Origin of the sequence: Enemella evansiae, from assembly GCF_002250705.1 — a bacterium.
In the GTDB taxonomy this organism is placed as follows: Bacteria; Actinomycetota; Actinomycetes; order Propionibacteriales; family Propionibacteriaceae; genus Enemella; species Enemella evansiae.
This window is the reverse complement of sequence record NZ_NMVP01000038.1, coordinates 70,656-85,364: the sequence shown is the minus strand read 5'-3', so window position 1 is coordinate 85,364 and position 14,709 is coordinate 70,656. Positions and strand designations below refer to the sequence as shown.

Genomic DNA, 14,709 nt, shown 5'->3' with positions numbered 1-14,709 from the left:
GATGCACGCAAGATTCGATGGATCGCGATCGGGGCGAGTTCGCGAGCGCCCGGGGCTCAGTCGAAGAGCGAGTCGTCCAGGGAGATGGTGTCCCAGACCGGGTTGGGCAGTTCGCCCTCGCGCTCGGGAGCGACGACGTCGGAGTGCGCGCCGCAGCCGTGGTCGATGCTCACCACATGGGCGTCGGAAGGGGCGTACTGGTTCGCGCACACCCCGAACACGGTCCCCAGGCCGCCCTGCAGGCGGACGAAGTAGGCACAGCTGACGCAGCTGCCCGGCGCCTGCCGGGTCATCTCGTTGCGCGGCCCGCCGTCGCCGTCCAGCCAGCGCTCGGCGGCCTCCTCGCGACCGTACGCCGAGAGCACCCGTTCGCGTCCCAGGCCGAGCTCGGCCACCACGGCGCGCAGCTGGCTGGCCTCGGCCGGGTCGGTGTCGGCGGCCCGCTCGCCACCGGTGTAACCGGGCTCCAGGCGCGGGTCGTTGTCCGGGGTCGGCATCAGGATGCCGGGCCCCACATCGCCGTCGGAGATCCGATCGGCCCACGGCACCCAGGCCGGGGACAGCAGCGCGTCCGGACCGGGCAGCAGCACGACCTCGTCGACGGTCACCTTGCGGGCGCGGGACGCCCGGGCCACCGTGACCGCCCACTGCCAGCCCCGATAACCGGGATGGGTGCAGGCGAAGTAGTGGGTCGCCACCCGGTCGGCCTCGGCGCGTACCTCGGTGTGCTCACCGACGCTCATCACGACCGTGGTGGCCGCCTCGGCGGCCTCCCGGGCCAGGTCGACGGCATCGGCACAGGCCTGGTCAAGCTTGGGCGCCCGGCTGCGGGGCGGGATCTGGGTGCTGCTCATCTCGACCATTCTCGCGGCAGGGGGCTCACAGCTCCAACTCGTCCGCCACCGCGCGCAGCAGCGCCGCGGTCTTGGCGGCGTGCTTGGCGTCCGGATGCCGGCCGTGCCGGTATCCGGTGCCGATGCCGTCGAGCAGCTTGATCAGGTCCTCGGTGAGCAGCGCCATCTGCTCCGGCTTCTTGCGGCTCGCCCGGGACAGCGAGGTGGGGGCCTCGACCAGGGTGAGCGACAGCGCCTGCTCACCCTTGCGGCCCTCGACCACCCCGAACTCGACCTTCTGACCGGGCTTCAAGGTGGTCACCCCGGCCGGCAGGGCGTTGGAGCGCACGTAGACGTCACCCCCGCCATCCTTGGTCAGGAAGCCGAAACCCTTGTCGGCGTCGAAGAAGCGGACCTTGCCAGTCGGCACGAGAAACCTCACTAGATCGCATCGGGCATGCAGAGAACAGGACGAACCCCCGACAGCTGGGCCGAGGGCGTACCCAAGTCTATCGCTGGATCGCCGCCAGCGGCAGGTTCATTATCGAGTTGGTCAGCGCCTCGACCGGTTCCCGCGGGGAACGCGGATTGGCCTGCAGCGCCTGCTCCAGCATCGGCAGCTCGGGCAGCCCGAATCGGCCGCTGAGCACCCGCAGATCACCGGGCACCCGGGTGCGGGCCAGCATGCACAGCCCGAGCCCGGCCCGGACCGCGGCCATGATGCCGAGCACCTGCCGGGTGTTGCAGACGATCCGCCAGGGGATCTGGTGCGCGTTCAACGCGTCGATCCCGGCCTGCCGGGACCAGCTCGGCGCGTGATAGGTGACCAGCGGCACGGTCTCCCCCGGTTCCAGCACGGTGTTCGGCAGCCCCACCCAGACCATCTGGTCGCGGTGCACCATCCGCCCGGTGTCGGAGTCGGGGCGCTGGTTGATCAGGATCAGGTCCAGATGGTTGGAGTCGAGTCGGCGTTGCAGTACGCCGGACTGGGCGACGGTCAGCTCCAGCTGGATCCCGGGGTGGTGCTGGCGGAACTCGCGCAGGATCCGTGGCAGGTCCGAGAGCGCGAACTCATCGGCGGCGCCGAAGCGCAACCGGCCGCGCATCGCCGACCCGGAGAAGTAGCTGCTCGCCTGATCGTGGGCGGCCAGGATCTGCCGGGCGAAACCGCGCATCGCCTCACCGTTGTCGGTGAGCGCGACCGAGCGGGTGTCGCGGACCACCAGCTGCCGACCAGCGGCCTGCTCGAGGCGGCGTACCTGCTGGGAGACCGCAGGCTGGGAGATGCCGAGCTGCTCGGCCGCGCGGGTGAAGCTGCCGGTGTCGGCGACCGCCAGGAAGCCGCGCAGCAGTGCCGGATCGAAGTGGGTGGCGGGCGTGGTCTCGGGCACGGGTCGATCTCCCCCGTTCGGAGTCAGAAGCGTTGCTTATGGAATATATACGCTCCATTGTTTGGATCAATGACTGGGGCGGGCATAGTCTCGTACCCGGCAGCGCGGCCCGCCAACCCTTCAAACCCTCGACACCAGAAACGGTGATTGTTCGTCATGCCCGCAGAACCTGCAGCTCCCCCTGCAGTCCGTAGCACCAGCGCCAGCACAACCTCCCCGACCGGCACCTCCTCCGCCACCGCCGTCGCCCCCACGCCGGATCCCGAACCCGAGATAGCCGGCCGACCGGCACCCGAGTCCAGCACCGCCGCCGGACCCACCGCACCCGGGATCGCCGACCGGCTCCCGCAGGGCCTGGTCGCCCTCAACAACAGCCAGTTCCGCATCTATGTCGCCGCCTTCCTGATCGGCAGCCTCGGTATGTGGGTGCAGCGGATCGCCGTCGACTGGCTGGTCCTGCAACTCACCGGAAGCGTCTCGGCCGTCGGCCTGTCGGTGTCGCTCCAGTTCGCGCCGGTGCTGGTCCTCGGCCTCTTCGGCGGTGCCCTCGTCGACCGCTTCGACCCCCGCAGACTGCTGCTGCTCAGCCAGTCCATGGTGGCCGCGATGGCCGCCGTGCTCGCCGTCCTGGTGCTCACCGACCGAGCCACCGTCTGGGCCAGTTACGGCCTCTCCCTCGGCCTCGGCCTGGCCGCGGTCGTCGAACAGCCCGGCCGCCTGGAGCTGGTCAACCGGCTCGTCGGCCGGGACGGGCTGCGCAGCGCGCTCGGGCTGAACGCCACCGCCTTCCAGTCCGCCGGCATCGCCGGTCCGCTGATCGCCGGCGGGCTGATCCACGGGGTCGGCCTGGGCTGGTGCTTCGCGGTGAACGCGGTGACCTGCCTGATCGTGGTGACCAGCCTGCTGCTGATCCGCACGCCCGACCGGACCAGACCCCGCGGCGCCGACGGTGCCCGCCGGGGCCGGCTCTCCGACGGCATCCGGACGGTGCTGAAGACCCCCGAGATCGGTTGGACCATCGCCCTGGTCGGGCTGGTCGGGGTGTTCGGCGCCAGCATGCCGGTGCTGCTCAGCTCGATGGCCAGCCGGGCCTTCGATGCCGGCGTCTCCGGTTACGGCCTGTGCACCGGCATGGTCGCCATCGGTGCCGTGCTGGGCGCCCAGCTGGCCGCCCGCCGCCGCCGGATCCTGCGGCTGCGTGAGCTCACCGCACTGACCGCCGGGCTCGGTGGCCTGCTCGCCCTCTCCTCGGCCACCCCGAGCCTTGGCATCTTCGCGGTCACCCTGGTCGCGTTCGGCATCGTCCAGCTGCAGTTCCTGCAGTCGGCGAACGCCCTGGTCCAGCTGACCGCGCCGGAGTGGGTACGCGGCCGGGTGATCAGCGTCTACGTGCTGGTGCTGATCGGCGGCCAGGCCCTCGGCGGTCTGCTCTCCGGCGCCCTGGTCGACGCCTGGGGCCCGCGTGGTGCGCTGCTGCTGAACGGTTCGATGATCGTCCTGCTCGCCGCGGGTTTCGCGATCCGGATGGCCTATGAGGCGCACCTGACGCTTCGGGTCCGCCGGGCGCGGGTGCCCCGGGTCCAGATCGTCCCCGCGTCCCGCTGGTGACCGCCCGCCTGGTCGGTGTGCTCACAGCTCACCGAGCAGGCCGGCGAACAGGTCCTCGGCGGACACGGTGAGGCCGCGCCGGACGAACCAGTCGGCCACGTTGATGCAGTCGCGGTGCAGCAGATCGAAGCCGTTCGGATTGGCGATCAGGTCGACCAGCTGGGGCACGTCGATGAGCACCAACCGCGGCCGCTCACCGCGGGCGATGAGGATGTTGTAGGCCGACAGGTCGCCGTGCACCAGGCCCGCGCGGGTCATCATCCGCATGGCCTCGGTGAGCTGCTGCCAGAGACCGGCGAGCTCGTCGGCGGTTCCGCGGTAACCGGCCAGCCGATCGGCCGCCTCACCGTCGTCGTCACAGATGAACTCCATCACGATCTCCAGGCCGTCGATCTGCACCGGATAGGGCACCGGGACGCCCAGCTGCCACAGCCGTTTCAAGGCGTCCCATTCGGCGTACGCCCACTGGTGGGCGTCCACCTTCCTGCCGTACTCGCTGCGCCTGGCGAGCGCCCGGGCATCACGGCTGTTGCGACCGCGTCGGCCCTCGGTGTAGGCGCTGTTGCGATGGAAGAGTCGATGCTCGGATCCGCGGTAGCGCTTCGCGACCAGGATCACCGAGCGGTCTGCGGTCGGATCAGCGGTGGCGGTCGCGCGTTCGAAGACGAAGCAATCCGCCTCCTTGCCGCTCTTGAGGCCGCCGAGGTCGGTGTCGATCGCCTCGGTGGTGATCACCCAGTCCGGGCGCGGTTGCGGACCGTGATTCAGTGGCGGGGTCGTGGTCCAGCTCGACCACCGTTGACCAGCGGGCAGTTCGTCGCCGTGGTCGATGTAGTGGAAGGGCTGGTCAGCTTCGGACCGTGGACCGGTCCCGGGAAACGGTTCTGACATGCGGGGGCTCCTGGAGTCGGAGTTGAGGTCGGGCAGGCGTCAGCCGAATGACAGCCATCACTCCTCCTCCCCCGCTGCCGCGGGCAGGCCCACGACACGAATCTCGACGGTGCGGTCCGAGCCTGCTCCGCCCGGGTCCGACCCGCAACCGATTTTCCGGGCGCGGGTCCCGATCCGATCGCCGACTAGAATCACCGGTATGGCGACCTGGGAGGATGGACCGGAGTACGCGCCGCGCGAGCGCCCGGCCGGTTTTGCCGCACCCGAGGTCGCCGCACTGGACATCGCCCCGCCCCGGCAGGAGTTGTCGGCCGGGGCACCGGCGCAGCGGCCGGTCTTCGAGCAGCGGCACCAGGTCTCCCCGCTCACCGAGCACCGCCCCGAGGTCGGTCCGCAGCGCGATCCGCAGCAGGCCTTCGAGGTGACCTCGAGTGTGATGACCGATTCCAGCGCCTCGGCCTGGGGAGCGGCGCACAGCGGGTTCACCGGCTCCAGCCAGCCCGACCCCGGATGGGCCCCGCCGAGCGGCCCCCCGGCCGGTACGCCCGCCGGGGGGCACCCGCTGCCGGCCACGCCGAGCGTGGTACCCGGCGTACCCCACCCCGCCGACGTGGCGGGCCCACCGGTCCACGATCCGCACCAGGCGTTCCATCTCACCGGTGGCCAGCGCCAGGGCCTGGACTTCCCACCGCCCGAGGGTGCGCCGGCCGGTCAACCCGGCCCCGAACAGCTCAGCGACTATCCCGCACCGGGCAGCCCCCAGTGGTTCGGCCCCGGCCCACAACCGGCACCCCGGCAACAACGGGTGAGCGTGAGCGGCGTGCTGGAGGGGGTCACCTTCCCGACCGCGGTGGCGCTGCTGATCGGCGGGTTGTGCGTGCTGGTCGACCTGTTCGGCTGGCTCTCCCCGCTCGCCTTCCTGACCGCCTTCCTCACCTCGGGCCGGATCGGATACCGCCGCGCCTGGGTGCGCTATCTCTTCCTGGCCGGTACCGCGGCCCTGGTGGTCACACTGGTCGTCGGCGTGCTGTCCAGTCTGGACAATCTGCTGCTCGCCTATGACCTGCTCAGCCAGCTGAGCGCGATCGTCTGCTGGGCGGTGCTGATCGCGCTGATCGCCCTGGTCGCCAAGGCACAGTCCCGCGGCGAACAGCCCGAGCAGCCGGACCGCGACCCCGACCCCGGCTGGGGCTGATGCGCAGCTTCAGCGACGCCCTGCGCTCGTTGGACGCCGAGCAGCTGAGCGGTCTGCTCGCCGCCCGGGACGACCTGCGGCTGCCCCCGCCGGCCGACCTCACCGAACTGGTCGCCCGGGCGACCACGACCTCCTCGGTGCACCGGGCCCTGGACGGGTTGAACCGCTTCCAGCTGGACTGCTGCGAGGCCCTCGCCGCCCTGCCGGACCCGACCACCACCGCCGACCTCGCGGCCCTGCTGGGGTCGCCCGACGAACCGGTGGTCGCCGCACTGGACCGGCTGCGTGAGCTCGCGCTGGTCTGGGGTCAGGGCGCCGAACTGCACCTGGTGCGGGCCGCCCGGCAGGCGTTCGAACCCCACCCCGGCGGGCTCGCGGCACCCAGCCCGCGACCGCTGACGGAGGCGACGATCGCCGCCGCCACCGCCGATCTGCCACCGGGGGCGGCCGCCGTCCTGGACCGGCTCGCCTGGGGTCCACCGACCGGCGCGGTGCGCAACGCCGACCGCCCGATCACCCACCCCGCAACCCCGGTCGAGCACCTGCTGGCCCGCGGGCTGCTGCGCCCGGCCGGACCGGACACCGTGCTGCTGCCGCGCGAGGTGGCGCTGACCTGGCGGGGCGGATTCCAACGCACCCCCGGCCACACCGCACCGGATCCGCTGCCGGCGGGGACCCGGCCGGCGCGGGTGGTCGCGCACGCCGCCGTCGGCGCGGCCTACGAGTTCTGCCACGACGTGGAGGCGGTGGTGGACGCGGTGGAGCGCCGCTCCCCGGCGCTGCTGCGGGCCGGCGGGATCGGCGTCCGCGAGCTCACCCAGATCGCCCGCGAGCTCGGCCTCGACCCGGCCCGCGCCGGTTTCGCACTCGAGGTGGCGTACGCCGCCGACCTGATCTCCACCGCCCCACCCGCGGCCCGGGTGACCACCGAGTTCGATCGCTGGCTGACGCTGCCGGTCGCGGAGCGGGTCACCGTGCTGCTGCGCCGCTGGTTGCAGACCCCCCGCTGGTACGCGGCAGCCCGCGCCGAGGGCGGCCATGCGCTCGGCGAGGAGGCCGAGGCCCGCTGGGCGCCCGGTGCCCGCGCCGCGGTGCTGGCCCGGTTGCCGGTCGGCTGCGCCCCGGACCCGGTGGCGCTGGCCGGGTTGCTGGACTGGGACCGGCCGGGCCTGGCCCGGGTGATCGGCGCAGCGGAGCTGGCCGCCGCCGTGCTCACCGAGGCCGCCTGGCTCGGGTTGACCGCGCTGGATCAGGTCAGCGGCCTGCTGCCGGTCGCCGGCGGCGCCGACCTGCCGACCGAGCTGCTCACCCTGTTCCCCGAACCGGTCACCGAGCTGCTGCTGCAGGCCGATCTGACCGCCGTCGCACCCGGCCCGCTGGAGCACCAGGTGGCGGCCGAGCTGCGGCTGCTGGCCGAGCAGGAGTCCCGCGGTGGCGGCGGGGTCTACCGCTTCACCGCCGAGTCGTTGCGCCGCGCCTTCGACGCCGGGTGGGACAGCGAACAGGTGCTGGACTGGCTGGCCCGGCACGGCAGCACCGCGGTACCGCAACCGCTGGCGTACCTGGTCGGTGACGTCGCCCGTCGGCACGGCACGGTCCGGGTCGGCACCGCCCGGGCGTACGTCCGGATCGACGACCCGGTCCGGATCGGTGCGGTGCTGGCCCATCCGGAGGCCGCCGCCCTCGGCGTACGCCAGGTCGGACCGCAGACACTGGTCGCCGACGCCGATCCCGACGAGGTGGTGCAGCTGCTCCGCGCGGTCGGGATGGCACCGGCCGCGGAGGATGCCCAGGGCGCGGTGCTGACCTCGCCGCCCAGGGCCCGGGCCGCCGGCTCCCGCCGGCCCGCCCCACCCACCGGTGGTGATCCCCGCGCGCTCGCCGAGCACCTGCTCTCCGGTGCCGCCGCGGCCCGGGAGCGCGGGATGCGCACCGAGCAGACCCTCGAGGTGCTGCGGCACGCGCTGACCACCCGGACCCCGGTCGAGGTCGACTACGTGGCGGCCGACGGCACCCGGACCAGCCGTACCCTGCTGCCGCTGGACCTCGGTTCGGGGATGGTCCGGCTGGTCGGTCCCGGAGCCGATCGCGCCGGGACCGGGGTGAGCCTGCCGCTGGCCCGGGTGACCGCGGCCCGGGTGCCCGGTGACGGTGGGAATCGGGGCCCGGAAAACGGGTGAAATCCCCACGGGACGCCCACCCCCCTCGGGTAGGCTTGGCGCGTGCGTCCGGAAGTCGTCCGCCGGATCGTTGCCGGCTACGCCATTGCCCTCGGGGTGCTGGCGCTGATCCTGGTGCCCAGACACCAGGGACCGGAGGCGGTCAGCGGTGCGAGCCGCCCGGTGGAGACCCAGTCCCCGTCCCCGACGCCCAGCCCGACCGCCGCGGCGACACCGGCCCAGACCCCGGCACCGGACCCGGTCACCACGGCCCCCGCCCGCGAGGCCACCCCGGCGCCGAGCCGGACCCATCGGACCGACCGGACGCCGGCACCGGACCCGAACCGCACCGTCGCCGCGCCGCCCACCGCGGCCGCCTCCCCGGTGGCGGCCCCGCCCCGGGGTGGCGACGCCCCGCCGGCCCGGCCGCGACCGGGCACCCAGACCACCGCACCAGGACCCGACGGACCACCAGGAGATTTCGAGATCATCAGCAGCACCAGCCTTTCCGAGTGCAACGGCGGCAATCTGTTCACCGTCGCATGGAGCCGCTCCGAGGGCGCGACCCGCTACACCGTGTACGCCAGCAACCAGGGCTCGGTGATCGTCGGCGGCACCTCGACCACGCTGGCCTGCCCGACCCGGGCCGGTTCGTTCACGGTCACGGTGATCGCCTACAACGACCGGATGCAGGGCACCAACGCGCCGACCGTCACCTACCACGAGCCCGAGCCGCTGGATGACCCGACACCGTCCCCCGGTTGGTACGAGACGGCCCCGCCGACCAGCAGCCCCACCCGGGACCTGGTGAACCGGGCACCCGCACCGTCGGCGAGCCCGACCAACTGATGCCGGGCCCACTGGTCGTCCAGTCCGATCGGACCCTGCTGCTCGAGGTGGACCACCCCGACGCGGAGGCGTGCCGGATCGCGATCGCGCCCTTCGCCGAGTTGGAGCGCGCCCCCGAACACATCCACACCTACCGGCTCACCCCGCTCGGGCTGTGGAACGCGCGCGCGGCCGGCCATGACGCCGAGCAGGTCGTGGACACCCTGATCACCTGGTCGCGGTATCCGGTGCCGAGCTCGCTGCTGGTCGATGTCGCCGACACGATGGGCCGCTACGGCCGGTTGCGGATCGAGAAGCATCCGACCCACGGCCTGGTGCTGGTCACCACCGACCGCCCGGTGCTCACCGAGGTGCTGCGCTCGGCCAAGGTGAAGGGGCTGGTCGGCGCCCGCATCGACGAGGACACCGTGGTGGTGCACCCCTCCGAACGGGGCCATCTCAAGCAGGTGCTGCTCAAGTTGGGCTGGCCCGCGGAGGATCTCGCCGGTTACGTGGACGGCGAGCGGCACACCATCGAACTCTCCGCCGGTGAGGACGCCGACTGGGCGCTGCGGCCCTACCAGCAGCTCGCCGCGGAATCCTTCTGGCACGGTGGATCCGGGGTCGTGGTGCTGCCCTGCGGGGCCGGCAAGACGATCGTCGGTGCCGCCGCGATGGCGATGGCCGGCAGCACCACGCTGATCCTGGTCACCAACACCGTGTCCGCCCGGCAGTGGAAGGACGAGCTGCTGCGGCGTACCCATCTCACCGAGGACGAGATCGGCGAATATTCCGGTGCCCGCAAGGAGATCCGGCCGGTCACCATCGCGACCTACCAGGTGATCACCACCAAGCGCGGCGGCGTGCACCAGCACCTGGAGCTGTTCGATGCCCGCGACTGGGGGCTGGTGATCTATGACGAGGTGCACCTGCTGCCGGCGCCGGTCTTCCGGCGCACCGCCGATCTGCAGGCCCGCCGCCGGCTCGGGCTGACCGCGACGCTGGTCCGCGAGGACGGCCGGGAGGGCGATGTGTTCTCCCTGATCGGGCCGAAGCGGTTCGACGCCCCGTGGAAGGACATCGAGGCGCAGGGCTGGATCGCGCCCGCCGACTGCGTCGAGGTGCGGGTCACGCTGCCCGAGGCGGACCGGTTGGCGTACGCGATGGCCGATCCGGAGGCGCGCTATCGGCTGGCCGCGACCGCGGATGCGAAGACCGAGATCGTCGAGGAGCTGGTACGCCACCACCAGGGCGTCCCGCGGCTGGTGATCGGGCAGTACGTGGACCAGCTGGACGAGTTGGCCGAACGCCTGGGCGCCCCGCTGATCAAGGGTGAGACCACCACCCGGCAGCGCCAGCAGCTCTACGACCAGTTCCGCAGCGGCGAGATCGACCTGCTGGTGGTCTCCAAGGTCGCGAACTTCTCGGTCGACCTGCCCTCGGCACAGGTCGCGATCCAGGTCTCCGGTTCGTTCGGCTCCCGGCAGGAGGAGGCGCAGCGGCTCGGCCGGTTGCTGCGACCGAAGTCCGACGGGGTGACCGCCCGCTTCTATGCGGTGGTGGCCCGCGACACCGTGGACGCCGATTTCGCCCAGCACCGACAGCGTTTCCTGGCCGAGCAGGGGTACGCCTACCGGATCATCGACGCCGAGGAACTGGACACCGTCGATCAGGAACCGGGCTCGGACTGACCGGGAGGCACGCTGGCGCCGACCCACATATCCTTCTCCGAGTGAGCAGGCAGCAACCCGACCCCGAGTCCGAGCTCCCCGAACCGGGACACCGACCGATGCCCGGTGACGATGACTACGTCGCCGAGCCCGAGCACACCCCTGGTCCGCCGCCGGCCCCCGCCGGGCGGGGGAAGAAGTTCCCGACCCCGGTCCTGGTGCTCGGCGCGGGGGTGCTGCTCGCCGCGCTGGTGGTGCTGTTCTTCTTCATCCGGATGCAGGTGACCCAGCCGACGGGTGACGTGGATGCCTCCCCGACCCCGACGCTCACCCCGCGTACCGGGACGCCGGCACCGCTGCAGCACGGCTCGGTCGGGCAGCGGGTGACCGTCGAGGGGCTCTACGGCAAGGGCACGATCATGGTGGCCGCGGCCGAATGGTCCGACAAGGGCGACCTGCCCCCGGGTGAGGGCAAGCAGTATCTGAATCTGAAGCTGCGCTACGACTGCACCGAGGGCACGATGCTCACCTCGCCGAATTACTACGCGGTCTACGACACCAGCAAGAACGAGTATCTGCCGGGGATCGGTGCCGGCAAGGACCCGCTCGGTGACAACGAGTTGAAGGCCGGCCAGTCCAAGGAGGGCTGGGTCTCGGTGGAGATGCCGCCCGGTCCGGCGCTGCTGGTGATCAGCGATGAGGGCATCAACGGGCTGATCGTCACCGAGATCCCCAAGCCCTGAGGCGTACGCCATCCCGGGACCGCGCCAGGCCCCTATTCACGTCTTATGTCGACATATATATTTCCTTCATGACTGATATGCCGGACGGAGTCGATCCGCGGGAATGGCATTACGGAGAGTTCTACGGGCACCGGGAGACCTCGGGCCCCTGCCTGATGGTCTGGGGGAATTGCCAGGCCGAGGCCCTGCGCGTACTGCTGGATCCGCTCGTCGGGGATCAGTGGTCGACGGTACGGATCCCGGCGGTGCACGAGCTGACCGAGGACGACCTGCCGCATCTGGAGCGCACCCTGGCGAAGACCACCGCGCTGATCGCCCAGCCGGTCCGCGATGACTACCGCGACCTGCCGCTGGGCAGCGCGCAGGTGGCCGAACGCACCAACGATGCGCGGGTGGTCCGGATCCCGGCGCTGTTCTGGGCGCCGCTGCACCCGTTCCAGGTGCTGGTCCGCGGTGAGGCGGGTGACCCGCCCGGGGTGCCCTACCACGATCTGCGGGTGCTGACCGGGGTACCGCTGGATCACCGACCGCCGGCGGGCGCGGTGCGTACCATCGCCGACGAGTCGCGCGAGGAGCTGAAGCGCCGCCAGGACAAGGACGAGACCCTGCTGGCCGACGATCTGCTCACCGAGGCCGATACCGCGGCGACCAATGTGATCAACCATCCGGGCAATCCGGTGCTGATCGGACTCGCCGGCCGGATCGCCGAGGAGCTGGGACTGTCGGGCTCGGTCGCCGACCCCGGCCGGGAACTGCTGGGCGGCCTGCTGGCCCCGATCCCCGACTGGGTGGTCGACGAACTGTCGCTGAACGGCGAGGCGCGGACCGGGTGGACGATCGACGGCCGCCAGGTCAGCGAGGAGGAGCTCGCCGAGACCCAGCGGGCCTGGTACGCCGACCATCCGGAGATGATCGAGGCCGGGTTGAAGCGGCATGCGCAGACGCTGACCACGCTGGGACTGCCGAACTGACTCAGATCCGGGCCAGTTTCGCCGGGTTGGACATGATGCAGACGCGGGCGATCCGGTCGCCGCGCAGCACCAGCCAGCCGACCCGGCGTACCCCCTTGCTGTTCGCGGTCACACCCGGACGGCCGTTCACCGTCAGCGGTGCGACGATGCTGGCCAGCGACGTGCCGACCAGGAACCGGGCGCACTTCTCGGGGCCGAGGATCACGTTGCGGGCCGCCGACACCACGCCACCGCCGTCGGTCCACACCTGGGCGTCGTCGGTGAGCAGGGCGGCCACCTGTGCCACCTCACCGGATGCGAGCGCCTCGGCGAGCCGGGTTAGCGCCTCGGTCTCCGCAGCGACGCTCGATTCCAGGTCGGGCACCTGGAGCCGCCGCCGGGCGCGGCTGACGTGCTGGCGGGCGGTCGCCTCGGCGACACCGAGGACCAGCCCGATCTCGGCATAGGACATCGCGTACGCCTCGCGCAGCACGAAGGCCGCGCGCTCGGCGCCCTTCAGCTGTTCGCAGAGCGCCAGCAGCCCCAGCCGCAGGGTCTGCTGCTGTACAACGGATTCCTCGGGCAGCAGGGCGGTGTCGATCGGCTCGGGCAGCCATGGCCCGACATAGGCCTCGCGCTGCCGGGCCCGCAGCCGGTCGATGGCCAGCCGGGTTGTCACCGTGGTCAGCCAGGCTGCGGGTTCGCGCGGCGGATCGGCGGCCAGCAGGCGGGCGTACGCCTCGGCGACGGCTTCCTCGGCGTCGGCCCAGACGCCGGTGAGCCGGTAGGCCAGGCCGGTCAGCCGGCGGCGTTCGCCAAGGTGTTCAAGATCGTCGCTCACGGCTTGAGCGTCGCCGGGTCCATCCGGGTGCTGATCGCGAGCCGATTCCACACGTTGATGGTGGCGATCGTCAGCAGCAGGTGTCCAGTGCCGGCCTCACCGAAGGTCGCCTGCACCCGGTCGTAGAGCTCATCGGGCACCGATTCCTCACCGTGGATGCGGGTCACCGCGTCGGTGAACTCCAGCGCCAGCTGCTCGGCCGGGGTGAACAGCTCGCGGTGCTGCGGCCAGTCGGCGACCGCATCGAGGCGTTCGGCGGTCTCGCCGCGCTTCGTCGCGTCGCGGCGGTGCATCGCGATGCAGTAGCGGCAGTCGTTCAGCAGCGAGGCGCGCAGCACCACCAGCTCCTTGAGGCCGGCGTCCATGCCGCGGCGGTTGTATGCCTCCATGCCGAGCACGGCGGCGATGCCGAGCTTGTTGGTCTTGTGGATGTTGATCCGATTGGTCATGCCCCTGTGACGGAGCCGCCCCGATTTTCGTGACAGCGATCTCGTGAGGGGGCGGCTCCGTCAGGGGTTGAGGTCACTCCTTGCGGGAGATCTCCGCGACCACGTCACCGGTCTGGGAGTTGCTCAGCTCGCGGGCCAGATCGGCCTGGCTGATCACGCCGACCACCTTGTTGTTCTCCATCACCGGCAGGCGGCGGACCTGGTTCTGCGCGAGCGCGTTGATCACCGCGGCCTCGTCGTCGTCGGCCTCGACCACCACGACGGTCTCGGTGAGCACGTCGGCGACGGTGCCGCGCTCGGGGTCAACGCCCTCGGCGAGCCCGCGTACCACCAGATCGCGGTCGGTGAGGACACCGGCGAGGATGCCGTTGTCGTCCACCACCGGCATCGAGCCGACATCGTTCTTCGCCAGCGCCTGGGCGGCGGTCACCACCGAATCGGTCGGGGCGAGGGTCTGGGCGGGGCTGGTCATCAGTTCGCGTGCGGTGGACATCGTGTGGCTCACTTCCTGTCGCGTAACGGTTTGGCGGTAACGCTAGCGCCTCACCCGCGGTCTGTCTCCGGTTCACACCGCCAGCGTCGACTCGTCGGTCTCCCGGCCGAGTTCGTGCACCCAGCCCTCGGGTTCGTCGGCCCAGCCGATCAGCTCCAGCAGGTAGCGCGGCCAGATCCAGGCGGTGGTGGTACGCAGCTCGGCGAGCGGCCACCAGCGGTGCGACTGCAGGGTGATCTTCTCGTCCTCGGTGAAGCCGGCGGTGTCCACCACGAACCGCGGCACCCGGACCAGATAGAAGTCCTCGGTCTGCTCCAGCACCTGATCCGAATAGCCGTGCACCGCCAATCGGCGGCTGATCGGCCCGATCAGCTGGTGCTCGGTGATCTGCAACCCGGTCTCCTCGGCGACCTCGCGGACCGCGGCCCGGGCGGCGGTCTCACCGGGATCGATGCCGCCACCGGGCACCACCCACCAGGTGATGCCGGGATAACCCGGATCGGAGTCCTCGAAGAGCAGCACCTCGTCCCCGGCCTGCACCACCACCCGGACGGCGCTGCGTTGCTTGTGCGGGCGCTGTTCGGGCGGGAGTGGCTGATAGCGGGTGGCCTGCTCGGCGGGCTGCGGGTCGCTCACCCGCCTCAGACTACGACGGCGA

General features: G+C 71.6%; 15 protein-coding genes. 7 read left to right on the top strand and 8 right to left on the bottom strand.

Features of this window, described 5'->3' with window-relative positions:
* Nucleotides 1-56: 56 nt before the first annotated feature.
* The 3 genes from BI335_RS20465 to BI335_RS20455 form a co-directional block, all read right to left on the bottom strand.
* On the bottom strand, nucleotides 57-854 hold the full coding sequence (locus BI335_RS20465; protein ID WP_229118008.1) for a DUF3027 domain-containing protein: 798 nt from the start codon (nucleotides 852-854) through the stop codon (nucleotides 57-59).
* 25 nt (nucleotides 855-879) lie between these two features.
* Nucleotides 880-1,263, bottom strand: a complete 384-nt coding sequence (locus BI335_RS20460; RefSeq protein ID WP_094355668.1) for a cold-shock protein — start codon at nucleotides 1,261-1,263, stop codon at nucleotides 880-882.
* 79 nt (nucleotides 1,264-1,342) lie between these two features.
* Nucleotides 1,343-2,224 carry a LysR substrate-binding domain-containing protein gene (locus BI335_RS20455; RefSeq protein WP_094355669.1) on the bottom strand — a complete coding sequence of 294 codons (882 nt, stop codon included), beginning with the start codon at nucleotides 2,222-2,224 and terminating at the stop codon, nucleotides 1,343-1,345.
* A gap of 156 nt (nucleotides 2,225-2,380) precedes the next feature.
* On the opposite strand from BI335_RS20455, the gene BI335_RS20450 reads away from it, so the two are divergent.
* Nucleotides 2,381-3,832 (top strand): MFS transporter, encoded by a 1,452-nt coding sequence (locus tag BI335_RS20450; RefSeq protein WP_094355670.1) that lies wholly within the window; start codon nucleotides 2,381-2,383, stop codon nucleotides 3,830-3,832.
* 21 nt (nucleotides 3,833-3,853) lie between these two features.
* Here BI335_RS20450 and BI335_RS20445 read toward each other — a convergent pair whose 3' ends face one another.
* Nucleotides 3,854-4,723, bottom strand: coding sequence for a serine protein kinase RIO (locus BI335_RS20445; RefSeq protein ID WP_094403548.1), 870 nt, complete (start codon nucleotides 4,721-4,723; stop codon nucleotides 3,854-3,856).
* A 199-nt stretch (nucleotides 4,724-4,922) separates the two neighbouring features.
* Between BI335_RS20445 and BI335_RS20440 the strand changes: the two genes are divergently transcribed.
* The 6 genes from BI335_RS20440 (at nucleotide 4,923) to BI335_RS20415 (ending at nucleotide 12,289) form a co-directional block, all read left to right on the top strand.
* Nucleotides 4,923-5,918: a hypothetical protein gene (locus tag BI335_RS20440; protein WP_094433278.1), complete on the top strand. Its 996-nt coding sequence runs from the start codon at nucleotides 4,923-4,925 to the stop codon at nucleotides 5,916-5,918.
* Nucleotides 5,918-8,098, top strand: a complete 2,181-nt coding sequence (locus BI335_RS20435) for a helicase-associated domain-containing protein (protein WP_094433276.1) — start codon at nucleotides 5,918-5,920, stop codon at nucleotides 8,096-8,098. The genes BI335_RS20440 and BI335_RS20435 overlap by 1 nt, the downstream gene beginning before the upstream one ends.
* A 42-nt stretch (nucleotides 8,099-8,140) precedes the next feature.
* Nucleotides 8,141-8,926 (top strand): hypothetical protein, encoded by a 786-nt coding sequence (locus BI335_RS20430; RefSeq protein WP_133626638.1) that lies wholly within the window; start codon nucleotides 8,141-8,143, stop codon nucleotides 8,924-8,926.
* Nucleotides 8,926-10,596, top strand: a complete 1,671-nt coding sequence (locus BI335_RS20425) for a DNA repair helicase XPB (protein WP_172421991.1) — start codon at nucleotides 8,926-8,928, stop codon at nucleotides 10,594-10,596. Before BI335_RS20430 ends, BI335_RS20425 begins: the two co-directional genes overlap by 1 nt.
* Nucleotides 10,597-10,637: 41 nt before the next feature.
* Nucleotides 10,638-11,318 (top strand): hypothetical protein, encoded by a 681-nt coding sequence (locus BI335_RS20420; RefSeq protein ID WP_141212404.1) that lies wholly within the window; start codon nucleotides 10,638-10,640, stop codon nucleotides 11,316-11,318.
* 68 nt (nucleotides 11,319-11,386) lie between these two features.
* Nucleotides 11,387-12,289 carry a WcbI family polysaccharide biosynthesis putative acetyltransferase gene (locus BI335_RS20415; RefSeq protein ID WP_144009155.1) on the top strand — a complete coding sequence of 301 codons (903 nt, stop codon included), beginning with the start codon at nucleotides 11,387-11,389 and terminating at the stop codon, nucleotides 12,287-12,289.
* Between the two features lies 1 nt (nucleotide 12,290).
* Here the strand turns inward: BI335_RS20415 and BI335_RS20410 are convergent, their stop codons facing one another.
* The 4 genes from BI335_RS20410 to BI335_RS20395 all read right to left on the bottom strand — a co-directional run bounded on the left by BI335_RS20410 (nucleotide 12,291) and on the right by BI335_RS20395 (nucleotide 14,687).
* Nucleotides 12,291-13,109, bottom strand: a complete 819-nt coding sequence (locus BI335_RS20410; protein ID WP_094433270.1) for a sigma-70 family RNA polymerase sigma factor — start codon at nucleotides 13,107-13,109, stop codon at nucleotides 12,291-12,293.
* Nucleotides 13,106-13,558 carry a carboxymuconolactone decarboxylase family protein gene (locus tag BI335_RS20405; RefSeq protein WP_094433268.1) on the bottom strand — a complete coding sequence of 151 codons (453 nt, stop codon included), beginning with the start codon at nucleotides 13,556-13,558 and terminating at the stop codon, nucleotides 13,106-13,108. Before BI335_RS20405 ends, BI335_RS20410 begins: the two co-directional genes overlap by 4 nt.
* A 73-nt stretch (nucleotides 13,559-13,631) precedes the next feature.
* Nucleotides 13,632-14,051, bottom strand: coding sequence for a CBS domain-containing protein (locus BI335_RS20400; protein WP_094433266.1), 420 nt, complete (start codon nucleotides 14,049-14,051; stop codon nucleotides 13,632-13,634).
* A 72-nt stretch (nucleotides 14,052-14,123) separates the two neighbouring features.
* A complete protein-coding gene (locus BI335_RS20395; RefSeq protein ID WP_229119711.1) occupies nucleotides 14,124-14,687 on the bottom strand; it encodes an NUDIX hydrolase in 564 nt (187 codons plus the stop codon).
* Nucleotides 14,688-14,709: the final 22 nt, after the last annotated feature.